Source organism: Photobacterium sp. Alg240-V54 (genome assembly GCF_900537155.1).
In the GTDB taxonomy this organism is placed as follows: Bacteria; Pseudomonadota; Gammaproteobacteria; order Enterobacterales; family Vibrionaceae; genus Photobacterium.
Window position 1 is genome coordinate 164233 of record NZ_UNRL01000003.1, and the last position, 24728, is coordinate 188960.

General features: G+C 39.1%; 20 protein-coding genes. 4 read left to right on the plus strand and 16 right to left on the minus strand.

All coding sequences use genetic code 11. The annotated features are described in order from the left end of the window. Positions 1-25 precede the first annotated feature (25 nt). The 9 genes from G6R09_RS09820 to G6R09_RS09860 form a co-directional block, all read right to left on the minus strand. Complete coding sequence (locus G6R09_RS09820) at positions 26-256, minus strand: hypothetical protein (protein WP_163922096.1); 231 nt, start codon at positions 254-256, stop codon at positions 26-28. A gap of 267 nt (positions 257-523) precedes the next feature. Further along, positions 524-1291 carry a uridine phosphorylase gene (gene udp, locus G6R09_RS09825; protein WP_065168239.1) on the minus strand — a complete coding sequence of 256 codons (768 nt, stop codon included), beginning with the start codon at positions 1289-1291 and terminating at the stop codon, positions 524-526. A gap of 387 nt (positions 1292-1678) precedes the next feature. Beyond that, entirely contained in the window at positions 1679-4270 is a 2592-nt protein-coding gene (locus G6R09_RS09830; protein ID WP_163922542.1) for a zinc/cadmium/mercury/lead-transporting ATPase, read from the minus strand. A 134-nt stretch (positions 4271-4404) separates the two neighbouring features. Next, positions 4405-4878, minus strand: coding sequence for a response regulator (locus G6R09_RS09835; protein ID WP_163922097.1), 474 nt, complete (start codon positions 4876-4878; stop codon positions 4405-4407). Between the two features lie 12 nt (positions 4879-4890). Next, positions 4891-6216, minus strand: a complete 1326-nt coding sequence (locus G6R09_RS09840; protein ID WP_163922100.1) for an ATP-binding protein — start codon at positions 6214-6216, stop codon at positions 4891-4893. Between the two features lie 29 nt (positions 6217-6245). Then, on the minus strand, positions 6246-7661 hold the full coding sequence (locus G6R09_RS09845) for a DASS family sodium-coupled anion symporter (protein ID WP_065168236.1): 1416 nt from the start codon (positions 7659-7661) through the stop codon (positions 6246-6248). A 327-nt stretch (positions 7662-7988) separates the two neighbouring features. Continuing rightward, the gene (locus G6R09_RS09850) at positions 7989-9428 is read right to left on the minus strand and encodes an MATE family efflux transporter (protein ID WP_240345730.1); all 1440 of its coding nucleotides are present in this window, start codon (positions 9426-9428) and stop codon (positions 7989-7991) included. A gap of 190 nt (positions 9429-9618) precedes the next feature. After that, positions 9619-10035 carry a CBS domain-containing protein gene (locus tag G6R09_RS09855; RefSeq protein WP_065168234.1) on the minus strand — a complete coding sequence of 139 codons (417 nt, stop codon included), beginning with the start codon at positions 10033-10035 and terminating at the stop codon, positions 9619-9621. Between the two features lie 249 nt (positions 10036-10284). Then, on the minus strand, positions 10285-11601 hold the full coding sequence (locus G6R09_RS09860; protein ID WP_163922102.1) for a DUF945 family protein: 1317 nt from the start codon (positions 11599-11601) through the stop codon (positions 10285-10287). A gap of 239 nt (positions 11602-11840) precedes the next feature. Between G6R09_RS09860 and G6R09_RS09865 the strand changes: the two genes are divergently transcribed. Beyond that, the gene (locus tag G6R09_RS09865) at positions 11841-12833 is read left to right on the plus strand and encodes a 2-hydroxyacid dehydrogenase (RefSeq protein WP_065168232.1); all 993 of its coding nucleotides are present in this window, start codon (positions 11841-11843) and stop codon (positions 12831-12833) included. Positions 12834-12915: 82 nt separating this feature from the next. Here the strand turns inward: G6R09_RS09865 and dsdC are convergent, their stop codons facing one another. Together dsdC and G6R09_RS09875 are read right to left on the minus strand one after the other, a co-directional pair. Continuing rightward, positions 12916-13824 (minus strand): DNA-binding transcriptional regulator DsdC, encoded by a 909-nt coding sequence (gene dsdC, locus G6R09_RS09870; protein WP_163922105.1) that lies wholly within the window; start codon positions 13822-13824, stop codon positions 12916-12918. A 101-nt stretch (positions 13825-13925) separates the two neighbouring features. Next, the gene (locus G6R09_RS09875; protein WP_163922107.1) at positions 13926-14525 is read right to left on the minus strand and encodes a TfoX/Sxy family DNA transformation protein; all 600 of its coding nucleotides are present in this window, start codon (positions 14523-14525) and stop codon (positions 13926-13928) included. Positions 14526-14797: 272 nt separating this feature from the next. Between G6R09_RS09875 and G6R09_RS09880 the strand changes: the two genes are divergently transcribed. From G6R09_RS09880 to G6R09_RS09890, 3 genes are all read left to right on the plus strand, one after another. Further along, entirely contained in the window at positions 14798-15388 is a 591-nt protein-coding gene (locus tag G6R09_RS09880; protein ID WP_163922110.1) for an LON peptidase substrate-binding domain-containing protein, read from the plus strand. Between the two features lie 120 nt (positions 15389-15508). Next, positions 15509-16426, plus strand: a complete 918-nt coding sequence (locus tag G6R09_RS09885) for an HDOD domain-containing protein (RefSeq protein ID WP_163922113.1) — start codon at positions 15509-15511, stop codon at positions 16424-16426. Positions 16427-16694: 268 nt separating this feature from the next. Beyond that, on the plus strand, positions 16695-17594 hold the full coding sequence (locus G6R09_RS09890; RefSeq protein WP_163922115.1) for a lysine exporter LysO family protein: 900 nt from the start codon (positions 16695-16697) through the stop codon (positions 17592-17594). Between the two features lie 141 nt (positions 17595-17735). Here the strand turns inward: G6R09_RS09890 and G6R09_RS09895 are convergent, their stop codons facing one another. The 5 genes from G6R09_RS09895 to holB all read right to left on the minus strand — a co-directional run bounded on the left by G6R09_RS09895 (position 17736) and on the right by holB (position 24726). After that, a complete protein-coding gene (locus tag G6R09_RS09895) occupies positions 17736-18203 on the minus strand; it encodes an RDD family protein (protein ID WP_163922118.1) in 468 nt (155 codons plus the stop codon). An 8-nt stretch (positions 18204-18211) separates the two neighbouring features. After that, entirely contained in the window at positions 18212-19831 is a 1620-nt protein-coding gene (locus G6R09_RS09900) for a PTS transporter subunit EIIC (RefSeq protein WP_163922121.1), read from the minus strand. Between the two features lie 771 nt (positions 19832-20602). Further along, a complete protein-coding gene (locus G6R09_RS09905) occupies positions 20603-22114 on the minus strand; it encodes a PTS transporter subunit EIIC (RefSeq protein WP_163922123.1) in 1512 nt (503 codons plus the stop codon). Positions 22115-22895: 781 nt separating this feature from the next. Further along, positions 22896-23672, minus strand: a complete 777-nt coding sequence (locus tag G6R09_RS09910) for a TatD family hydrolase (protein WP_060998241.1) — start codon at positions 23670-23672, stop codon at positions 22896-22898. Positions 23673-23763: 91 nt separating this feature from the next. Then, a complete protein-coding gene (holB, locus tag G6R09_RS09915) occupies positions 23764-24726 on the minus strand; it encodes a DNA polymerase III subunit delta' (protein WP_163922126.1) in 963 nt (320 codons plus the stop codon). Positions 24727-24728: the final 2 nt, after the last annotated feature.

A 24728-nucleotide genomic window follows, 5' to 3' on the forward strand; every position in this document is an offset into this window, starting at 1 on the left:
ATCGCTTAATACTGTTTGAGGACACTTATCCAAGCCGATTAAAAACAACCCCTGCAGCTTGTGGTTTCTGTGAGTGATGCTGGCCATCATCTAATACTAACGTCATCGTCGTCGTATTCTCACCCACTGTTGCAATAATATCTCTTACAACAAACACATCACCTAAATAAGCAATTTTCATCTGTAATACAGGAGAAATTGGCAATGCAATACTATCTTGACGTCCATTCGGAAATGTAATTTTATAATCAATCATATCTATAATTTCACTCAGCAAAACAAATGTGCATTCTACATTAAATAGAAATGAATGGTTAAATTCCTAACTAATTAATATATTTGTAATTAATAAGAGTAATGACTGTTTTCTATTTATTAATTGATCGTATTTCAACGTTACAACATTCCACATCACCAATAAAATCAAAACAAAAAACCGACACTTAACTATCTATTTCTAGTTAAAAGTATCGGTTTTTATAATCTATATCAGTACTGTTAATTACATTCAGTACGTATATATTTATTTAGTAAGCATCTGACGTGCAGCTTCAACAACAATTTTAATTGAACGTGCCTCAGTTTCTTTTAATGTTGCGTGATCAGGGATTTCTTTTTGAGTACGGTTAATAATAACACCTGCAACACAACCTGCACGTAAACCAGAACTTGCACACATGGTTAATAGTGTTGCAGATTCCATTTCAAAGTTAAGTACACCCATTTCTTGCCACTCTTTCATCGAGCCTTGGAAACGACGTACAACACGGCCAGAGAATGTGTCGTAACGCTCTTGACCTGGGTAGAAAGTATCGCTAGAAGCCGTTACACCTGTGTGTACAGTTGCACCAGCATCATCACATGCTTGCTTCATCGCTGTCGCTACAGTGAAATCAGCAACGGCAGGGAATTCCATTGGTGCAAAGTGAAGACTTGCACCATCAAGACGTACTGAGCCTGTCGTTACAATCATATCACCAGGGTTGATATTAGGTTGGATCGCGCCAGTGGTACCAACACGTAAGAACGTCGTCACACCAAGTTGTGCTAATTCTTCAACTGCGATTGAAGTTGATGGACCACCAATACCCGTAGAACAAATTACAACAGACTTACCATCGAGTTGTGCACGGTATACCGTGTATTCACGAGCACTTGATAAGAACTCAGGGTTTTCCATTAGGTTGGCAATTTTTTCTACACGAGCAGGATCACCTGGGATAATCGCTAATTCAGCGCCGTTAAGATCGGCTTTATTAACACCTAGGTGGAACACTTTATTGTCAGACATAATGATACCCTTTAAATTTAATCGCTCTGTTGTAGGCACAGAGATGGATAATTATCGTTAATTTTTATGATTTGACAGTAGACGTAATACGCAACATAACAACAACGTCTGTCAAAAACTATTGTAACGATAACGGAAGCTGAAACTGTTTTTAGTGAGATAAATCACATTAAATGAAAGCAATGAAATTTTTAGTTACAAATTAACAAGACTCAGATCACAGCAAAACGTTTTCCTATCGAGCTCATCACAAAAATTTAGCAACGTTCGCCTAACGTTTAATGTGCAGATTTCGCTGCCAATTAGCGAAAAAAGAAAAAAGCAGAATAGTGTTTAACCTATTCTGCTTATCATTATTATGCTAAATGTGGGAGATGATGAAGTCGATTATTGCTTAGGCTTAAAACGCAGTAAACGTAACGCATTTAATGTCACCAAAGCAGTTGCACCACTATCAGCTAACACCGCAACCCATAATCCTGTCACACCAAGCAAAGTCGTCACTAAGAACACGCCCTTAAGACCTAACGCAAGACCGATATTCTGACGAATATTATTTAAAGTCGCTCGCGATAATTCAATCATTACCGGTAATTCAGCTAAACGGTTATGAGTAATGGCAGCGTCGGCGGTTTCAAGTGCGACATCAGTACCGCCCCCCATTGCTATACCAATGGTGGCAGTTTTCATTGCTGGCGCGTCATTAATACCATCACCAATCATCGCTACACTTTGAGCGTCATTTAGCTTACGAATTTCAGAGACTTTATCAGCGGGTAATAAACTTGCGCGGTAATCAATATTGATTTCTTTCGCAATCGCTGCAGCTGCACGCGCATTATCACCAGTAAGCATCACTGATTTAATGCCCAACTTATTAAGTTTCTCTATCGCAATTAACGCATCATCACGTAAGTTATCACGCCATGCCACTAAACCAACCGGGAGTGCATTACGAACAGCAACCACTAAAGTTTTACCTTCATTTTCTAACGCTGTTGCTTGTTGCTGTTGCGCATCTGTTAATACGATATCTTGTGGTAAACGATCAGCGGCACATAATAAGAATTTATCGCCTTCAGTGATACCTTGAATCCCACGCCCCACTAAGGTTTCACGCTCTGTGGCTTCAACAACAATAAGCTGCTGTTGTTGTGCATGATTCACTACCGCTTTTGCCAATGGATGTAATGAACCCGCTTCAATTGCTGCCGCCTGGCGTAATAATTTGGCGTCATCGTTATCCCAACAAATGATATCAGTAACGACTGGCTTACCTTCTGTCAGAGTACCGGTTTTATCAAACGCAACCACTTCTATATGGCCCAGTTGTTCTAACGCAGCACCACCTTTAATAAGCGCACCGCGACGTGCAGCAGCCGCTAAACCCGATGTAATGGCAGCTGGCGTTGAAATAACTAGCGCACACGGACAAGCAATCAATAATAATGCTAGGCCTTTATAAATCCATTCATCCCATGATTGACCAAAAACTAACGGTGGAATAACAACCACTAACGCCGCTAATAAAATCATGCTTGGTGTATACCAACGGCTGAATTTATCAAGGAAACGCTCAAGAGGCGCTTTACGTGATTCAGCATCTTCAATCATATGTAAAATACGATCGATAGCATTATCACCTTGCGCTGAAATAATGGTTAAGCGCACCACTTTATCAGATGCCATACTACCGGCCATGACTTTTTCACCAGGCGTTCGCTCAACAGGAACCGATTCACCGGTTAATGCACTTTCATCAAAACTAGCTATAACATCAAGTACTTGGCCATCAGCAGGCAAACGCTCGCCCGGCACAACTTCAATCACATCACCGGGTTTTAATTCAGCCGCTGATAATTTGGTTTTACTGCCATCAGCTAAAATAACCGTCGCTTCTTCTGGCACTAAATCCATTAATGCTTTTACACCACTACGTGCACGAGAAGCAGCATAACCTTCAAGTTGCTCACCGATAAGGAACAACAAAATCACCATCGCAGCTTCTGCAGTTTCACCAAGGTATAACGCCCCGATAGCAGCAACTGACATCAATGTTTCAATCGAAAATGGTGTGCCTGATTTCGCTAAAACAACCGCTTTTTTCAATATCGGGAATAAACCGACAATTGTCGTCAGCGTAAAGGCTAATAGCCCAGCTTCAGCTGAAACGGTTTTATTTAAGATAAAAGAAACCACCATCATTAGCGTAATAATAATGACGGATAGATGTTGAATAAAAAATGATTGTGTCGGTATATCGGCAGCTTTTGTCGCCGTAGAAACTAATGTAAAACCTGTTTGTTTAGCTTTATTTTCTATTTCAGATTTTAACGTTTCGACATCGGCTTGTTGATTATCATGAAGATTAACAATCAATTTTTCAGTTGCAAACATCACTTTTGCTGTATCGACAGCAGCTAACGCCATGATCGCTTTTTCAAGTTTAGCGGCACAGCTAGGACAATCCATGCCTAATACTTTCCAGCTAAATGTTTTGCCATGAGCATTATTGGTAAGAGAAGCCTCTAACGCTAATTCTTGTTGTTTGCTCATGGTTGGTGCTGAACAACAGTGACCACTATGGGTATGCTCACTATGATGGTGTTCATGTGTACCGTTAACATCTGCGGGATGTTCATCACCATCACTACGGTTATCATCAGTTGTTGGGGAGCTCTTTTTTACCACGGTGGTATCACTGCCAGCGACATGGGCGCCAGTAATTGTAAAGCGTGGGTTTTTAGTGACACTATGGATAGCATCATTGGCAGAGCCTGAACAACAACCACTTGCAGCGGGACCTTCGGTATCGTTATCACCATACCCTTCAGCGTCTTTATTAGTTGAACAACACTCTGAAGTAACGCTTGAACAGCATTCTGTCGTCGCAGCAACAACTGTAACGGTCGCTTTATTAGCAACCGTTGATTTGGTTGTATGGATATGATCTTTTTTATTATGACATTGAGCACACATCATCGTTCTCCTTGGGTGCTATGAGATTTTACTACTGACAACTATAAACCTTTGAGTTAAGACCAAGGTCAAGATAAATAGTGATAATAATTATCATCAGCAAATAAATATACTCTTACACCCGCAGAGATTAATTAACGTAAACGCCTTAAAACTGTTGTATTATCAATCACATCCCCCCAAAGATTATAATCTAATCCCATATCAAAAATATATTCTGTTACTAATGTTCGCACACAGTTCACCAACACTTCTGCATCCCATGGCTTTTCAAAATAACTTTCAATACGTGCTTGATTGATGGCGGCAATGGTATCTTGATGGGTAGCTTGACCCGTTAACAACACCTTTTTAGTATGAATAAAGCGACTATCATTGGCGACTGCTGTTAATAACTCGACCCCACTTTTACCCGGCATCACATGATCTGAAATAACCATGCCAATAAACTGACCTTCAGCATCCAGTTCATCCATCAAGGCTAATGCTTCATCTGCAGACTCACAATCTTCCAATAAAAAAGCAGGTTCAAATTGTGCTAAGTCTTTTAATACTGCACTCAATACTTCACGTTGATCATCAACGCAAATAATCGTAATTTTTTCCATAATAACCGTCCTTTACGTTATCGGTAATTTGATTCTAAATGTGGTCCGTTGATGATCACTTTTCACCACAATCGTACCGCCATAGCTGTTCACAATGCGTTGTACTATTGCTAGCCCCAAACCTAAGCCAAACGATAATCCGCCTTTTTTGGTACTAAAATTAGGATTAAAAATTTTACGTCGCGTCACTTCATCAATCATTGGGCCATTATTGGTAATCGTGACTAATAACTTATTTTTGACACTTCGTGTCGCAATTTCAATTTGTGGTGCTGGCGTATGTTCCATGGCATCACAAGCATTTTTGATCAGATTAACCCACACTTGTACGAGTTCAGTCACACTTGCAGTTAATGGCGGTAAAATAGCCGGACGTAATACCACTTCCACATAACGCAAATTACTTTGCAATAAAGCCAATGACTTATGCAAGGTATCGTTAATATCAACATCCGGAATTCGTGCATGATCACCGCCGCCTAATTGCTTCACCGAACGCACAATACTGGCAGCATGGCGTGCTGCTAATCGAATGTCCCGTAAATCACGGCCGCTGTCCCAACAGATTAACGCCGCATCAATATCATCAAGCCAATTTGCAGGAACCTCTCCTTGCGGTAAGGCACGCGCAAGGGTTCGAGCTTGTTCTCGGCTCAAACGGTATTGCTGCTGTAAGACTTTAGTGCGCTCACGGACTTGCGCTGAACTGATGGTTTGTCCGTGACTGATCCCATGCAATAAAAACGGGGTCATTTGCGGCTGGTTATCCTCAACAAATTGATTCATCGCCGTTTGTATATTTTCTGTTTTACTGCTGATAACACCAATCGCATTATTAAGTTCATGCGCGATACCTGCAGCTAACTGACCTAAGGTTGTCATTTGTTCCGTGGCGTAGAGCTTTTGCAAGGCTTTTTCTTTTTCTAACGCTGCAATACCCGTTAACATTTGACGCGTTGCCAGTTCATGTACCATGACCGGCATAAATTGCTCGGCCAATGAACCATAATGCTCCGGTTCAACCGCTTGCGTTGATAAGTCAATCCATGCAATTTCACTGTCTTTTTCAGCTACCACAGTGGTTGATGCGACTAATGTTTGCGCAAAGAAACTATGGACGCCAAAAAACATCCCTTCTTTAACCACAAACACTTGAGCACTTAAGCCATTTTCTGCACTTTTTAAATAGCCAGACAACTCGCCTTGTTTAACCCAATATAGACGATCGTTATAGCCTTCTTGGCGTAACACTTCAGTGCCCGCAGTAACTGCAATCGTCGTCGCAGGATCTTGAAAATAGGTATCAATGATCCGTTTTAATGCTTTAGGTTGATTCATGGCATCATCCTTTATTCAGTGTTAACCGATTAGATATGACCGATTAGCTGTAAACCCCAAATCATCACAAAACTCAATGCAACACCTACAACACCAATCACCACACCAACCCGTGCCATTTGATTACTCTCAACATGACCCGTTGCATGTGCTAACGCATTAGGTGGTGTACTGATCGGTAATGACATCCCTAGTGATGCCGCAAAAGTCACCACTAAAATCAGCGTTACTTCGCCACCGAGTGGTGCTAATGACACCATTGATGTACCCAAAGCAGCCATAATTGGCATTAATAAGTTAGCGGTTGCAGTATGAGACATAAAGTTCGCCATCAATAAACACAGCATTGCCGCGCCTAATAACACCACATACGGTGAGAAAATATCAAATGGAATACTGTGTACCACCAGCTTGGCTAAACCGGTTTTATCTAACGCTAAACCAAGTGCAATACCACCCGATACTAACCATAAAACATCCCACGATATTTTCTTAAGATCTTCTTTATTGATGATGCCAGTTAACGAGAAAATCGCGACAGGAATTAACGCTACAGTATAAGAGTTCATGCCATGCATAGAGCCCATCAACCACAGTAAAATAGTCACAGCAAAAGTCACATACACCGTGATGGCTTTAGGCGTTTTAAGAAACTTACCTTGAATCGTCAGTTCAATCGATGCTTGGGTTGCAGGATAAAGTTTATTGATCAACCACCATGCAAATACCAATAATACCGCCACGAATGGTACGCCAAAGAACATCCACTCACCAAAAGTAATCAGGTTTTCACCAGTAAGATATTTCAGTGCAATCGCATTGGGCGGAGTACCAATTGGGGTACCAATACCACCAATATTAGCCGCAACAGGAATACATAATGCAAACGCTATCTTGCCGGGATCTTTAGCACCAAATAACGTGATCACTGGCGCTAAAATAGACAGCATCATTGCCGTTGTCGCCGTGTTTGACATAAACATCGAGAAAATAGCGGTGATCAACATTAAACCAAACATTACATATTTAGGTTGATGCCCAAACGGTTTTAATAACACCCGTGCTAAGTTGACATCTAAGCGGTATTTTGTCGCCGCCATAGCCAAGAAGAAACCACCTAAAAACAACATAATAATAGGACTGGCAAAAGTCGCCATTATCTCGCTATAACTCATTAAGTTACCAAAATGAGGTTGCCCTTGATCAAGCCTAAATAAATATAGGCTTTTATCTGACAATAATAATAATTCCAGCACAATGATAACAACTGACGTTGCATAAATAGGAATAGGCTCCATGACCCAACATAACGCTGCTAATAAAAAAATAGCAATAACGCGCTGTTGAATCACCGTTAATCCCTCAATCGGAAAAGCGGAAGCGGGTAATAACAAAATAATTAATGGGATCAGAATAGGTATGATATAGCGAAGATTTTGACGCATAGAACATTATTCCCTTAAACAATAAATACGCCATCACCTTTATTTTCCTTAAACTAAAGGTGAAGTGAAATGGCTAGACTAACATTGGCTGCTGATGGTCAATTGCGATAATCGCAACCTTCCCGCTCAGACGGATGGTTGTTAGTGTTATTATTGTCTATGGCTATGGCTATTTTTTCATCGTCTCAGATCAATAAAAGCAGTTAAATAATCGCTACTTAGATAAATAGCGATCATGGCTCGACAAATAAATTGTCACTTACCCATTATTTTACATTGATAACGTGACAACCATCACAAGGGATAGTTGTCACTTAATAGCAGTGATTAATCAGATTTTTTCGACGACGTTATATTATTGCTAGGTTCAATTTCAGCCGCTAACGTTTCTTCCAGCACATCTTCTGTCCCCATATAGGTGCGTGAAGAACAAAATGGTGCAACAGGAACTGAGGGCGTAAGAATTTCATTACTCTGCAATGGCTGCTGCTCATGAGCAAGCCCCATTTTCTTAACTTGGTAAATAACCAAACCAAAACCAATAACACCAAACACCACCGAGCCTACAGCTTGCCCAATCAATACGCCACTCGCTCCCGCAATATGACCACCAATAAGAACAAATGGAATCGTACCTAACGTCGCTTTACCCATATTTAAGGCCGTTGACCATGTAGGGCGATTAAGATTATTAAACGCAGCATTAGCAACAAATAATGCACCGTTAAAGATAAACGTAATCGCAATCACGCTACAGAATACACCCACAATTTCAGCGGCATCACCAGTAAGGCTAAACATTGCGATCAAGAAGTTTTGCCCAAACCACAACAAGATAGAAACACCAACACAATATACTGCGGTAAATAGCATTGCATCGCGTAATATTTGATTAATTCGATCCCAACGCTCGCCACCAAAGTTTTGCCCAATAATCGGCCCAACTGCGCCTGATAGTGAAAAGACCAGTGCAAAACACACCGGCATAATACGACCAATAACCGCATAACCCGCGACAAAACTCTCGCCAAACTGGGCAATATTACTAGTAACGACTGCATTGCCAATCGGAGTCGCAGTATTGGTTAGTATTGCTGGAAGTGCAATTTTAGCCACCGTAGGTAATGCTAATTTGAAACTGCTTAAATCAGGTTTAGCCACCAATTGATGTTTATATATCACCGCATATAGAGAAAAACACATCACCGCTAATCGAGCAAACACCGAAGCAATCGCAGCCCCTTGCATACCCATCGACAGGCCAAAAATAAATAATGGATCCAATACCGCATTAACACCACCACCTATTAACGTTGCGACCATCGAACGTCGAGCATCACCGACGCCGCGCAACGCCGCACCTGCAGACATAGAAACCGCAATCAAAGGCGCACTGGGTAATAAAATCACCAAATATTGGGTAGCAGCTTTAGCTACAGCGCCTTTCGCACCAATCAAATCCAATAACAATGGTAGTTGCCATAGCATTAGGCCAACCACTATTGCACTAATTAATACTGCAAAAATCATCACATTAGTGGCCATCATTCGCGCCAACTGCCGATCATTTTTTCCTAAAGCTCGTGATACTAACGCACCAGCAGCAATGGATGTACCGATAGAAATAGAGGTAGAAAAAAAGACGAGGGTTCCGGCAAAACCAATTGCGGCAGCAAGTTCTATTTGCCCCAACATACTAATAAAAAACATGTCGAGTAAATCGACTAAAAACAATGCCATCAAACCAATCGTACCGGTTCCTGACATCACAATAATATGGCGCATTATTGAACCAGTTAAGAACTTAGCTTGGTTACTTTCGGCGAAATTTTTTGTGTTCACAACATCTCCAAACAGAGATTATCATGCCATTAATAATCGACATAATAACCAAAAATAAAGGCGCTCAAAGCGCCTTTCACTATTAATAATTTCAATGACAATGTTCAAATATTGATCACAATGGATGCTTAAAGCAAGCGCCAATTTGATTACTAATGGCAGTTAATACATCACGGCGTGTAATCACACCGACTAAACTACCATCATCAACAACCGGATAAATTTTAGGCTTTTGCCCTGTCATGGTTTCAGCTAACGCAATGATCGTATCTTCACCAGAAACGGTCAGTACATCAGTACGCATACACTCCCTAACGGTATGGCTATCTTGGCAGTGATAACCGGCTTTAAGCAATTTATGGATCATATCTTGTTCAGAGATAAAACCCACCACTTGCTTATGCTCATTAATCACAGGTCCGCCAATTTGTTTTGCCGTAAGTAGCTTATCGAGTGCACCAGATAGTGGCATCGTTTCGGTAAATGTAACTGGACGAACATTCATGTAGTCTTTTACTTTTAATGATTCCATACCTTACCCCACGTACGTTATTCTGTCGTCGTTCAGGTTTAATCCCTTGAAATCTTAATTAAAATAAACCTGTACTGATAATATTAAGTTAAGTCTAAATATTTAATTTTACTAAATATCAATCATCGATTTTCAACATATTTATAATAAAAAGTCCTAAGTCGATGATAAATATTGCTTAATTTATATAAATAAAAACGCTTGCTAAAATGGCAAGCGTTTTTATCTAACTTGCGTACTACATTGAAATTAATGCAGTAATAGTGCCATCATTGCTAATGGTAGTTTGGCACCTGAAGAAAACTCTAATTGATCAGCAACAATTTTCACCTCAAGTTGGTAATTACCATTTTGTTGAGTGACAATTTTTTGATTCACTAGCGCTGGTAATTTTGCCGCTAATAATGGCTCTTTAGCCACTAACGCTTCTGGAATAACAATATTAATATTACCGCTTAATTGATCAGTCACCGCAGTAAGATTGGTTGATGCATGCTCTAGTCCTGGCTTTACTTTTAGTAATACTTGAGCATTGACCGTTCCCTGTGGGGTTTTAACACTTAGCTGTGATAAATCAATACTTGCGCCATGAGCAATCAATAAATCTAATGCTAACATCGCCTGCTTAATTTGCGCCGGATCTTGTGCTGCTTGTGGCGATTGTTCCATCGCCGCTAACTGACTAATCGCTTTATAATTTAGATCTTTAAGTGCTAATTTAAAGGCAATATCTTGGTAATGTTGACCATCAAGTGTAGTTAATTTAGCCACTTGAATAGTATTGGTATTGGTGACTTGCTGAGTCGCTTCTGTTGGCTCTTTCTCACCACTTGGCTGACTCAAACTGTTGTCCATTGCTACATTTACCCCATCAATGGCAATAAGGTGCTGCTGATCTGCCGCGGTAAACTTTGCTTTTTCAAGACTAAACGTCTGATGTCCAATCCAAAAGTTACCTTGCATTTGGCCTTGACCTTCACCGTTAATATTATTAACCACCATGCTTTCTTTATCAGCAGTCGTGATGGTTAGTGCAGGTAAACTGTAACTAAATTGGCTCTTACTATTTTCAGGATCAAATTCTCCTGTTACGACAAACTTATCACTGATAGCACTACCACCCTCTTTATGGATGTAATCCATTGGGTTAACGGTCAGAGTAAAGTGGGTAGTACCCGTAAAGCCAGAATCTGTTACCACTTGCATTGGCGCAACATTTTTACCCCAAATTTGATTTACTAATGGGACTACTTGTTTATCAATCACAAACTCACTGGTCGACTTAACACCAAGGAAACCATTTTCAATATGGTGTTTTACTAACCATACCGTGGGTAATCCTTGCTCTGCAAATTCCGCTTTTAATTGGTTTTTAAGCTCAATACGAGAAACAGCATTTGAGGATAAATACCCACGGTCAAAGCTCTTCGTTGTGATCGACAGATAAGGGCTATGATAATTTTGTACTGCTCCGGTATAAATACTCTGCCCAATTTGGCCTGTAGCGAGTGGTCCACAAGCAATGATCGCAACAGCGCCTGCACCAGCAAGAATTTTTTTCAACATATTGAATCCCAAAAATAAAGTAAGTTGCTATGAACAATCTAAATCATAGCATGAACCACTAAACCACAGCAGTATAACTATAACCATTATTTTAGTGCGCCTACTTTGTCATACAAATGGTTTGCTATTTACAACAAAGTTGTTATCTTGATCACATAACAACCGTGTATATTGGTCAGATATTAATGTCTTATACTTAATAATGACTGAATAACAAACAGTGTTTATGGAGTGATATTATGAAAATAGCTGTTTTTAGCACCAAAGGATATGACCAAAAATCATTTGCTCATACAAATAAAAAATTCCATCAACAGCTCACTTATTTTGATTTTCAGCTCAATCATCACACTGCAAAAATGGCTGAAGGTTTTGATGCTATTTGTGCCTTTGTTAATGACGATCTTAGCGAACCTGTACTCAAAATATTAGCAGAGCAAGGGGTGAAAATTATCGCCATGCGTTGTGCTGGTTTTGATCGCGTCGATCTTGAAGCAGCTCAAGCACTAAATTTACAGGTTGTTACTGTTCCAGCTTACTCGCCTGAATCTATTGCAGAGCACACATTAGGGCTAATGCTCAGCCTTAATCGCCGTATTCACCGTGCTTATCAACGCACACGTGACGCAAACTTCTCTCTAGAAGGATTGACAGGTTATAACTTCCACGGTCGTACCGTCGGGGTTATCGGTACCGGTAAAATTGGTATTGCGACCATTCGCATTCTAAAAGGGCTTGGCATGAATATTCTTGCTTATGACCCTTACCCAAACCCAGTTGCGATTGAATTAGGCGTGACATATTGCACCCTTGATGAAATTTATGCACAAGCAAATGTAATCACCCTTCATTGCCCAATGAGCAAAGAAAATTATCATATGCTTGACCATAAAGCGTTTGCCAAAATGCGCAAAGGAATGATGATCATTAATACCAGTCGTGGCGGATTACTTAATTCTAGCGATGCTGTTGAAGCACTTAAAAGCGGTATTATTAGTGCATTAGGGGTCGATGTTTACGAAAACGAAAAAGATTTATTCTTCCAAGATAAATCTAACGACATTATTCAAGATGATGTATTCCGTCGCTTATCATCATGCCACAACGTATTATTTACAGGTCACCAAGCATTCTTAACCGAAGAAGCACTGGGTAGCATTGCGCAAACAACATTAGAAAACTTATCAAGCTTTGAAAAAGGTGAGTTATCTGGCAATGAACTTATAAAATAAGGCGTTAAATGCATGTAGCACATGATAACCAATAAAGGCGCATATAATGCGCCTTTTTTAAACCTTGTCATCAAGCTAATCATTAGCTATTGATTTCACTAAACAGCCAATTTTTAAATGCGTTAATTTTAGGTGAAGTCTGCATATCTTTACGGCAAACAACATAATAACTGTGCGCAGAGATCATTGTCATATCAAAAGGAGAAACTAAACGAGAGCTAGCAAGTTGCTCTGCTACAAATGATTGTCTTGCCATCGCTACCCCCATCCCCGTCGCTGCTGCTTTAATCGCTAAATCAGCCCGATCAAAAGTACAACCATTATCTGGTAATACAACTTTAAAATGTTGTGCCCAGAATTGCCACTCATCGTTACGCCCAGCCCTTGCCCATGGCGCAGCGTCATGCAGCAATAAGCAATGCATTAAATTTTCAGGCTGATGATAGAGCTGATATTTAACCGCATATTCATGGCTACATACAGGAAACATACTTTCTTCAAGCAGTTTATCGACAGCCAAATTAGGGTATTTGCCATTGCCAAAATAAATGGCACAGTCATAACTCTCGGTTTGAAAATCGACTAAATCATTCCGCGTTCTTAAATGAATGCGTACATTCGGGTACTTATCAATAAAAGAAGCTAAACGAGGAACTAACCATGTTTGTGCAAACGTTGGTGGCACTGAAATTGTCAGATCGCCACTTAATTCAGCACTTTTTAAATCACGAATTTCATGAATAATATCCCCAAAATTCGATGCTAAGACTTGCTTTAAACGCTGACCTTCATCAGTTAATACCAGCTTTCGATGTTGCCGAATAAATAACTGCACATCTAATATTTCTTCGAGATTTTTAATCTTATGGCTGACGGCACTCTGAGTTAGACATAGCGTCTCAGCAGCACGCGTAAAACTCATTTGATCAGCAGCAATCAAAAAACAATGTAATCCTGAAAGAATAGAACCTGACAATTTAGATAATTGCATAATTTAGCCACGGCAACATAATTGTTGTTAGCATAACAAAAAAATTGTTTCTTCTCAGCTACATCATCTAAATATGCTTCTATTATCAGTTAACTATCAATTTAAACTGTTTGTTGGTGATACTCATCTAATAACTGTTGCTTATGATCATCACTCAATAATTGCCAATGCCCACCATGGATAGCACCTGCAAATATCCATAATAATTTATGATCTAGTTCTTGGCCGTTATGTTCACACACGCGACGAAATACATTAACAGCACCGACATTGAAAAAAGTATCAACGTCCTTCACTCCTGCTTTTTTTACCATTCGCTCAAGGGTTAAACGCATATTAGGTAAATCACGTAAACGACGATTTGATTCAGAGGCTTTAAAATGTTTATCTCGACAAGAAAATGAAATCGACTCTTCTACAAACTGGTTACATAATTCTTGATCGATTAAAAATAGATTTTTAATTTCATAATAATTTACTGTTGCTGTTTTACTCTTCTTTATATGTCTAAATTTTTCACAGCCTGCAGCCGTTAATTTATCATCAAGTTCATCCCCTCCACGAATATACATTGAGGTCGGTGTCACAATCGCAAACATGGCGCTATTAATAAAAACACCTGTACCACCAAACATTGATCTTTTTTCTTGCGGCCCAAATTTCGATAAATAATTTAAATAATCATCTTTTATTGACGTCATAACTTATGCTCCAGATATTATCCATAACAACTAAAAACACACCCAATATTTATCATTTTCAGTGTCAATGATTTGACGAGCTATTTTATGCCCATAGCATCAATAGATGATACTGTTAGCATTCGAATATGAGATTACTCCCATATTTTTAGTCGAAAATTTATGAAACAAATTAACAATTAGCTATTTTTTATACTTACTCTCAATGAAATATATCGTGCTAACCTTATTATTAAATTTTTGTAAACGGTTCAAAACGACAAGGATAAAGTATGAATACCATCGCATTATTACCGCATAGCCAGCATATATTGCCCGGTGGACGACTTAAATTAGTTATCTCAAGAATATGTGATATTCGAATGGTAACAGAGGCTATGGCAGATGAACGACCATTTGCACTAGGCATGATTGCGCCAAATCATGAGCCAGAGACAATTAGTCATATTCCTGCTATCGCCACAACAGTATCAATCATTGATTTTAATGCTCAAGACAGTGGATTATTAGAAGTAATCGTCGAAGGTATAGACACAATTTCTGTTTCAACCCTCACAATGGCTTATGATAATCTGCTGACTGCCGCCTATGAGCCTTGTGTTCAGTGGCTACCTATTCGCATCAATTATGATAGCCAACTATTAGCAGATAAACTTCAACTGTTATTTAACTCAATTCCTGATATTAGCCAGCTTTATCAGCAAACTAGCTATGATAATGCAGCATGGGTATGCCAACGATGGCTAGAAATATTACCGATCGATATAAAATATAAGCAATCTTTAATCCATCATCCAAGCGCAGATATGACGATCAATTTTTTATTACAGCTGTTTCAAAACCATCACTTAATTAATAATTAAAACTAATGCCATTATTGAGTGACTCAAGCGTTAACTGCGTCAAAAAAACAACAGTTGCCACTTTGTTCATTTGCCAACAATGCGTAAACTAATACCATCTCTTACCACTGTAATTATTCAATGCCACATTTATCTTTTTTTTGGCTGGAACCTAATAACCACCACCATATTCGTGCAATTCAGTCGAATCTTTGTCATTCAATAAAAAAAGCAGCACGCTATAACCGATTAACCTTACCATCCATTCCTGATACGCTATTAACCTTAAATCGGTTATGTGAAAATCCTGAAACAACGGTTCATGACGTAGCTAATTTATTAATTGATGATCCGGTATTAACAGCTAATATTATTCGTACCGCAAACTCTACCCTTTTTAATCGACGTAATATTACCTGTCACGATACTCTTACGGCAGTATCACGCTTAGGTATTTTTCGAATTAGAGATATTATTACAGCTCAAACCATATATTCATTAAAAAATACCACCATTGAAAACATTGAATGTAACCAATTACTTAAAAATAGTGCTTTTCACTCCCGTCAATTTGCAGCAACAATGGCGCTTATTTGCCAAAGAATGCATAACCACAGTAATAAACCGTTAAAACTTGAGCCAGAAAAGGCATTATTAACGGGTCTATTAGCTGATATTGGTTTATTTGGACTAATTAATGAATATGCGAATTTTGTTAAACAAGGTAATTATTTAGATTTTAATATTGCTAAATATATTTTTCAGGATAACTGCGCATTAGCCAGTAAAATAGTACTGACTCAGTGGGGGTTTGATGCTGATTATATTAGCGTTGCAACCAATCCACTCACCACTCACCATGACAGTGAAATAAGCTATTTAACTATTGCCCGTATGGCACATCACTTGCTGCTATTTAAAGCCAATGATGCTGCAATCAATGAGCATGAAGTGGAATTAGATCTCGCTGGTGCGGAAGTAATGTATGAATTAACCAATATGTCACCATTTGAATTTGATAATCAATTAAAACAAATCATTCAGAGTTGTGGCATCTAATGCCACAGCAATCATTGTTATTAAATATCTACGTTCGTCTAATACATTGATTAGACGATTCGTATTGACACATATGCATACAATTTTCGACACTTTTCCCGCTGCTGTTCCCTATTGATATCTATATTCTTTCTACTGCTTTATGTTATATTCGCCACAATTTCGACGCTTAATCTTTAAGCACTTATTATAATGTTGTTACCGCAACATTGTTTTAAGATATTAATAATGTCACTTTCAACACAGTTTTATACATTTAAGGATAAATATGTTATCAGGGATTCTGCTGATTTTTCTACCGTTGGTGCTGGGGTATTTGATCCCAATCAAAAAAACCAATATCCTTGAGTTTATTAATACCCAAACCAGCCGTTTAGTATTAGTGATCTTAGCTTTAATGGGACTAAGTTTGGCCGGTCTTGATAATCTTAGTCAGAATTTAAGCCAAATCCTGTTATATACCTTCACCTTTTTCATCTCCATTTCGGTATGTAACCTACTCGCATTACCTTGGCTTGATCGATTATGGCCCACGCCAACTTCGCATGTACAACGAAAATTACCACTTATAAAAATGGTATTGGAATCCGCTAAGTTAGTGGTTGTGGTCGCACTTGGATTAATCGTCGGCTTACTGCTCAATGTTGATCTATCGTGGGTAGAGCAAGCCAGTGAAAACATTTTACTATTACTGCTGTTTTTTATTGGTATTCAGCTACGCAATAGCGGTATGACCCTTAAACAAATCATACTCAATAAGAAAGGGGTTATTATTGCTGCAGTGATCTTAGTAACATCATTGCTAGGCGGTGTTATTGCGGCATTAATACTCGATATTCCAATTAATAACGGCTTAGCAATGGCATCTGGGTTTGGGTGGTATTCATTGGCTGGCATTCTTATTGGTGATGGCTTAGGCAGTGTTTATGGTGGGGCTGCGTTCTTAAATGAATTACTACGTGAAATACTGGCATTGATCATGATCCCATTATTAATTAACCGCTACCCAAACACAGCGATTGGTTATGCTGGCGCAACTGCAATGGACTTTACCTTACCGGTTATTCAAAACTGTGGTGGGATCCGTTGTGTACCTATAGCGATTGTCAGTGGCTTTATTTTAAGTTTATTAGTTCCGGTTTTAATTCTGTTCTTTATCTCTTTATAAACCGACTCGCTGCGTTGATAGCCAGCCTCGTGCTGGCTTTTTCTGCCACAGGTATCAACAGATCAAAAAAAACCGCAGCACTTCACAATGTGAAATAGCTGCGGCTTATATCTCTATAACTAGACTTAAGAGCGCATTAAATCAACTTTCAACAACCGTTGTATGGTTGGTACGATCATGCATCGGTGGATTTGAAAAAGCTAAATATTGAGCACCACAATAAAGTGGATATAACCCCAACGTTGCGACACAAAGGTAAATTTTATTAAACTCACGCTTTAAGTAACGTTGCTTCGTCAATGGTTTATCATCAGTCGAAACCACCTGCACACTCAATAAGTAACGTGATAATGACGTACCTAACAAGCGATAACAGATCCATTGATAACCCATAAAGACACCAATAAATAACAACATTAAACCAATAAACAACAGCAATAATGCTGGTAAAGCGATGCCATCGTTTAACGAAAGCGTCATCCCTGTACCTTTTGAAATATAGGCAATTACTCCAAGGTAGATGTCGCGACCAACCATCGCGAACATCTGAACAATTGCCATATCAATCATGAAGGTACCGATGCGCCGGAATTTCAATGTAAAGCCCATTCGCGTTCTTACTTACCTAGTTTAGCGTTAATCTGTGCTTTAAAGCCTGCAGCTTGTGCACCGTAGATAGCTTGAATACCAGTATTACCGATTTTCACTAAACCTTTCGCACCTAAATGCTCAGTCCAGAATTGGTTATCTTTTACTAAATCACCATCTTTAACAGTGATACGTAAACGAGTAATACATGCGTCTACATCAACAATATTGTCTTTACCGCCAAGTGCTTCAATCATATCTTCAGCTTGAGAGTCATTAGCGCCACCAGCAGCTTTTGATGCGTGGTAATCTTGCTTACGAACAACGGCAACCGCACTACCCTTACGACCAGGTGTTTTCACGTCGAACTTCAGAATGAACCAACGGAACAAGAAGAAGTATATTGGACCGTAAATTAGACCTAGTAGTGGAATGTAGTACCAATGGTTCTCAGTACCCGTTAGACCAGGCAACATACCAAATAATGCGAAGTCAATGAAACCACCGCTGAACGTCATACCCACTTTCACGTTTAGTAAGTCCATAATCATAAATGATAGACCTGCTAGTGGCACGTGAATGAAGTAGTAAAGTGGTGCAGACAAGAACAAGAATGTGAATTCAATTGGTTCTGTAATACCGGTTAGGAACGCTGTTAGTGCAACAGAGAACAATAGACCACCAACGGCTTTCTTGTTTTCTTTATCAGCAACAGTGTACATCGCGTAAGCTGCAGCAGGTAGACCAAACATCATGAATGGGAACTTACCCGTCATAAAGTTAGTTGAAGAGAATTGAGAGTAATCACCGTTTGCTAACGAGCCAAAGAAGATGTTTTGAGTACCCTTAAATACATGGCCTGCGATTTCAGCAGTACCACCAATTTCCGTCTGCCATAATGGAAGGTAGAATACGTGGTGTAGACCAACAGGAATCAATGCACGTTCGATAATACCGAAAATGAATGATGCAATGTAACCGTGACCAGAAGCGGTCATTTCACCTAGCGTTGCACCGATAGAACCAAATGCAGCACCGATGTATGGCCAGATAAATACTAACGCAATACCGTAGAATAATGCTGAGAATGCACTAATAATCGGTACGAAACGTGCACCACCAAAGAAACCTAGAAATTCAGGTAACTTAATGTCATGGTATTTGTTATGCAGAATAACAGTGATACCACCAGCAATAAGACCACCAAACACACCCATACTTAGCGTATTGTGAATGCCTAATACGTCAGCCAGTACGCCTGCGTAATGGTTGCCCATTAACACAACTGTGTTGTTGGTGGTATCAACCATACCCGCAACAGTCAGTGTTTTAGCGATAGCAACGTTCATTACTAGGTATGCAATCGTCGCAGCCAGTGCAGCAGCACCTTTCTCTGCACGTGCAAAACCAATTGCAATTGCAAGTGCGAACATTAATGGTAAGTTTGCAAAGACGATACCGCCAGCAGCGGTCATAACCTGTAGGAAACTATTTAAAAGTGTTCCGTCTTGCAAAATACCAATCTGGTACGCATCAATCATACTTTGGTTAGTAAAACTACCACCAAGCCCTAGCATAATACCTGCGGCTGGTAGCAAGGCTATCGGTAGCATTACCGCTTGAGATAACTTACTGAAAAAGGCTTTCATTACCTTCTCTCCTTGAGATGGACTCTAAACTTGTCGATGAAATAAATATGAGACTTTATTGCGTCTCTTTTTCTAAATCATTTTCAAAACAAATAAGCATTTGGTGAACACTTTCGCGGTTAGAGACCAGCTCCAATTACCAACGGTAATTGCGTTAGTGAACATTGTTTGCTCCTGAGTATATTAATTTAAAATAAGACTCAGCATTAGCGACATACCCCCGTAGTCATTTGCTAATCCTGTTTTATGTCTATTTCGAGCATTAGTATAAAATGCGGTGGATAATATAACTTGATGGCTGTCAAAGTTACAAATAAGTAATTATTTATAGTTCCAATTTTTAATGCAGATCACAATGAAACAATTAGGTTTAACGTTGAAAATATACACATAAGTAACTGATAAATAAATATAAAAAAACAACAACCAAGCTAATTAAAACAATTTATATCATCTCTAATAAGTAACCTTTGTAACCTATGTAACATCAATAATAAGTAATAATTGTTAATTGATTGTAATATTAAGTTGGGATTTAACTTTTTATATAATCTTTCAACTACCACATTTATAATTTATAAATCATAAAAAACGACGACAGCCTACTTTATTTTAAATACCACAAACTAGTCATTAATATTTTTATAACAACCGCCACCAAACAAAGAGGGCTATTAATCTATTCATCATTCTTGATATATTCTTTTGTACGCATAAAAAAATCCCGTGATTTTTATCACGGGATTTTTAATTAATGGATAAAAAATAAACTTATTCTTTATGCTCTGCTTTTTCTTCTGCTGTACGATAATCAAACATAACGATCAGTATCATTGGCACCACAAAAGCAACCGCAATAGATACTGCGTAAATCCACATTGGGTGGAACACAGGAATCGTTAATAGTGACGTAAATGCAAACGCTTGAGTTTTAACACTGCCGTACATAGAACTAAGAACAGCTAGCGTTACACCGCCGGCTAAACAGCCTGCAAGTAAGCGTGGGTAAACTTTCTTAAAGCGTAAGTGAATACCGTATAGTGATGGCTCTGAAATACCACCAAATAGACCAGCGGCTAACGCACCAGAAGCGGTTTGACGCATTGTTGCATCTTTTTCACGCAGAGAAATCAACAATACACCTGCCGTTGCACCGAAACACGCGAAGTTCCACACACCCATAGGGCCTTGAATGAAGTCGTAACCTAATGTTTGAATATTCATTAACATTAGTGCGTTTAGCGGCCAGTGTAGACCCAATGGAACAAGGAATGGATACAATAACGGGATTAGAATCGCGAACACAAACGGTGCGTGCGTATTTAACCAAGCTAAACCAAGACCTAAATAAGTACCAATCCATACACCTAGTGGACCAATCAAGAACGCTGTTAGCGGAATCATGATGATCAAAGAAAGGAATGGTACAAATACCATATGTAGGTTGTCAGGAATGATTTTCTTTAAGAAACGGTAAACAAGTGCTAATACAGCAACCATGATCAACGGCACGAATACGTTACCAGAGTAATCATTAAGTTGCATTGGTAAACCAAACACATGTGCAACGTGAGAGACAGTACCTAATGTTGCATCTTTAATTGATGTTGTAGATGCAAGTGAGGTTAACTTTTGGAAATCAGGTGTCATTAATGCACCCATGATCGCCGCACCTAACCAAGGGTCAACCTTAAGTTTTTTCGATGCGTTGTAAGCAACCATGATTGGCAAGAAGTAGAATACAGAATGCCACATTGAATCGACAAAGACCCAACCTGCAGACTTATCACCACGGAAGTCAACAATGTGTAGCGCATCTAATACTGCACATAATGCAATAATTAATGATGCACCCAGTAAAATACCTAAAATGGGACGGAACGAATCTGAAAGGTACTCAAAGAAACCATCAACCCAAGCGACTTTACCTCGAACACCACTTGAACGTAGCGAGGCTTTTACATCATCATTTGATGCCGCAGCTTTTGTTTCAGTTTTGGTATTATCAGCACTACCACTTGCTTTACTCTCTTCAAGTAACAGTTGCAGTGTACTATGCATCGTCGCGACACCGCCACCAACAACAATTTGGTAGCGCTCGCCACTTTGAGGAACACAACCCATTACTTCAGGAATAGCATCTAATGCGGCTTTATCTACAATTGAGTTATCGTTTAATTCAAAACGTAAACGCGTTGCACAGCACGTCAGAAACTTAATGTTACCAGCACCGCCAATCCCTTCAAGGATCTTCGCCGCTGAAGATTGAATATCTTTCGACATGATTTTTACCTTTTATATTCAAACAAATACCAGTGAATGTAATAATCAAGCACTAGTACATACGTAATAAGTTATTAATTTAATTAGCTTAATATGGGATTCATATATCGTGAGCGTCTACTTTAATAAATCTAATTTGAGCTGGTTTTAATAATAAATTGATTAAAACATTCTTCACAGATATATCCCCCAATAGCATATTGCTCGTTTTTGACCGATTTTTCCAGAATATACTTAAATAACATGCAAAATATAGAACATTGATCACATAGAACACACTACGAGCCGTAAATTACTGATAATAAAACCAAAAAATGTAATCCCAATAAAACTTTTATTACAAAAACGAAACTTAAGTAACACAATGTAACTCAAGAAATCGTATTAAGAATACAATTTAGACTACAGCGTAATATTTAACCTAATTAAAACAACAAATGCTATTTTCTTATTCGCTGGAATCGCAAATACAACTATCGACCACGATCGAAAAATAATCAAACTGCTGTGTTTGTATTAGTTTAAATAAACAAAATTAATTCGCTAACGGTTATAAATATAACCAATCGTCACTGAGTTAATGACAGATTTATAAATTATCAATTCATTTTATCTCGCCATCATTCCCTACAGTGAATGCTTGCGAGGTCGATAGGAAATCTAATCACTACGCGTCGTAGAGTTATTGTGGCTATAATTAATTCTGCTCTTCCTCGCTCCTTGCCACCAACAAAAAAAGAGAAGCCGAAGCTTCTCTTTAGTGTCATACCAACAATAGTTGTTACTGTTTCGCTAATGAAAACAGGGTAAAGAAGTTTTTGGTTGTTGCTTGCTCAACTTCTTCAACAGAAACACCTTTTAGTAATGCAATGTATTGCGCTACTTCACGCGTGTAAGCGGGTTGGTTTTGCTTACCACGGTAAGGGATTGGGGCTAAGAATGGCGAATCAGTTTCAACCAATAACCGATCTAGAGGTAATTGACTCACGACATTCTTCAGATCGCTGGCAGTATTAAAAGTAACAATACCCGAGATTGAGATATAAAAACCTAGCTCAATCGCTGCTAATGCCATATCCAAGTCTTCAGTAAAGCAGTGCAACACACCACCGCACTTCTCTGCGCCTTCTTCACGTAAAATACGCATCGTGTCTTCACGCGCCATACGAGTATGAATAATTAACGGCTTATTTAATTCAACCGCCACTCGCGCTTGCTCACGGAACAGTTTTTGCTGTAATTCAGCTGTTTCTGGCTGGTAGTGGTAATCAAGCCCAGTTTCACCAATCGCAACCACTTTTTCATGGCTAGCATAGGCTTTAAATTGCTCAGAATCATAACCTGATTCAACATCTAGTGGGTGAATACCACATGATGCAAACACGTTATCGTAAGGTGCAATTAGTTCCATCATTTTAGGAAAGGCGGCTAATGTAACCCCTACTGACAGAAAATATTCAACGCCACGTTCCTTGGCTTTATTTAATACATCATCAATCCCTGTATGTAATTTGTCATAATCAAGTTTATCAAGATGACAATGTGAATCGACTAACACAGGCTTTCCTCTTTATTTATTCTATTACTTAATTTCATAACACCGGTAAACAGGTTATCGAAAGGCTACAGCTCATTGCGACTAAGCAAGGTTACTGGCCAATAAATCCGGTTAACCATTCAACCACTAACAACTCAATATTAAGCCCGGTATGCTTGGCTAATTGACGATGTAAGTTATTAATATTACGTACTTGTTCTAATAATAATGCCGTTGGTATCGTGGTCGCAATCGCTTCTACTGCGGCTAATGACTCTTGATGAACAAGATATTCAGTTGCCCCTTGTTGCCATTTTAAGCTATCCACTAACAGGTAGCTCAACAACTGCAGGGTAACAATGCCATCAGCACTGCACATTGCCGCAACATCATAAATACCAATATGCGGCGGCTGCACAAACTCAGTAAACGCTTTGACCAAGTGGCCATAACGAATGTCTAACCCACTTTCGATAAAGGCTAAGGTTGCTAATGGCGCACCATTATTAAGTCGCACACTTTCTAATAAAATAGACTGATGCAGCTGACTTTCAACCCAACTTTTGACATTTTTTTCATTGGGTGGATTTAAACGCCATTTATTACAGCGACTGACAATGGTCGGTAATAACCGATCAAGGCTTTGGGCGGTGAGAATAAATTGACACCCTGCTGGTGGTTCTTCAAGGGTTTTTAATATCGCATTTGCCCCTGCTTCTCCTAATGCATCTGCATGTTCAATTAAAATCACCCGCTGACCATTAAGGTGTGAGGTTTCCGTTGCCCAACGGTTAGATTGTCGAACCGCATCAACACCGATTTGTTTACCATCTTGCTCGGGTTTAATGACATGAAAGTCGGGATGGCTTTCTGCTTCAAACAATTTACAGCTATGACAAATATCACAAGCTTCACTGTCTGAGTTTTGACAGAGTACGGTTTTGGATAATTGTCGAGCTAATACGCCGCGCCCACTGCCCTTTGCCGCTAATAACAAAATAGCATGGTGTAAACGTCGTTGCTCAAGCAACTGCTGCCAGTTGTGCCACAAAGTTTGTTGCCATGGATAAATCATTA

What these genes read in the sequence shown, in the direction of transcription:
- G6R09_RS09830 (WP_163922542.1), bottom strand. Translation starts at nt 4,270, where the DNA reads ATGTGTGCTCAATGTCATAATAAAAAAGATCATATCCATACAACCAAA.
- G6R09_RS09885 (WP_163922113.1), top strand. Translation starts at nt 15,509, where the DNA reads ATGCCACATTTATCTTTTTTTTGGCTGGAACCTAATAACCACCACCAT.
- G6R09_RS09890 (WP_163922115.1), top strand. Translation starts at nt 16,695, where the DNA reads ATGTTATCAGGGATTCTGCTGATTTTTCTACCGTTGGTGCTGGGGTAT.
- G6R09_RS09865 (WP_065168232.1), top strand. Translation starts at nt 11,841, where the DNA reads ATGAAAATAGCTGTTTTTAGCACCAAAGGATATGACCAAAAATCATTT.
- dsdC (WP_163922105.1), bottom strand. Translation starts at nt 13,824, where the DNA reads ATGCAATTATCTAAATTGTCAGGTTCTATTCTTTCAGGATTACATTGT.
- G6R09_RS09845 (WP_065168236.1), bottom strand. Translation starts at nt 7,661, where the DNA reads ATGCGTCAAAATCTTCGCTATATCATACCTATTCTGATCCCATTAATT.
- holB (WP_163922126.1), bottom strand. Translation starts at nt 24,726, where the DNA reads ATGATTTATCCATGGCAACAAACTTTGTGGCACAACTGGCAGCAGTTG.
- G6R09_RS09835 (WP_163922097.1), bottom strand. Translation starts at nt 4,878, where the DNA reads ATGGAAAAAATTACGATTATTTGCGTTGATGATCAACGTGAAGTATTG.
- G6R09_RS09900 (WP_163922121.1), bottom strand. Translation starts at nt 19,831, where the DNA reads ATGAAAGCCTTTTTCAGTAAGTTATCTCAAGCGGTAATGCTACCGATA.
- G6R09_RS09820 (WP_163922096.1), bottom strand. Translation starts at nt 256, where the DNA reads ATGATTGATTATAAAATTACATTTCCGAATGGACGTCAAGATAGTATT.
- G6R09_RS09905 (WP_163922123.1), bottom strand. Translation starts at nt 22,114, where the DNA reads ATGTCGAAAGATATTCAATCTTCAGCGGCGAAGATCCTTGAAGGGATT.
- G6R09_RS09875 (WP_163922107.1), bottom strand. Translation starts at nt 14,525, where the DNA reads ATGACGTCAATAAAAGATGATTATTTAAATTATTTATCGAAATTTGGG.
- G6R09_RS09855 (WP_065168234.1), bottom strand. Translation starts at nt 10,035, where the DNA reads ATGGAATCATTAAAAGTAAAAGACTACATGAATGTTCGTCCAGTTACA.
- G6R09_RS09880 (WP_163922110.1), top strand. Translation starts at nt 14,798, where the DNA reads ATGAATACCATCGCATTATTACCGCATAGCCAGCATATATTGCCCGGT.
- udp (WP_065168239.1), bottom strand. Translation starts at nt 1,291, where the DNA reads ATGTCTGACAATAAAGTGTTCCACCTAGGTGTTAATAAAGCCGATCTT.
- G6R09_RS09840 (WP_163922100.1), bottom strand. Translation starts at nt 6,216, where the DNA reads ATGAATCAACCTAAAGCATTAAAACGGATCATTGATACCTATTTTCAA.
- G6R09_RS09860 (WP_163922102.1), bottom strand. Translation starts at nt 11,601, where the DNA reads ATGTTGAAAAAAATTCTTGCTGGTGCAGGCGCTGTTGCGATCATTGCT.
- G6R09_RS09895 (WP_163922118.1), bottom strand. Translation starts at nt 18,203, where the DNA reads ATGGGCTTTACATTGAAATTCCGGCGCATCGGTACCTTCATGATTGAT.
- G6R09_RS09850 (WP_240345730.1), bottom strand. Translation starts at nt 9,428, where the DNA reads ATGTCAGGAACCGGTACGATTGGTTTGATGGCATTGTTTTTAGTCGAT.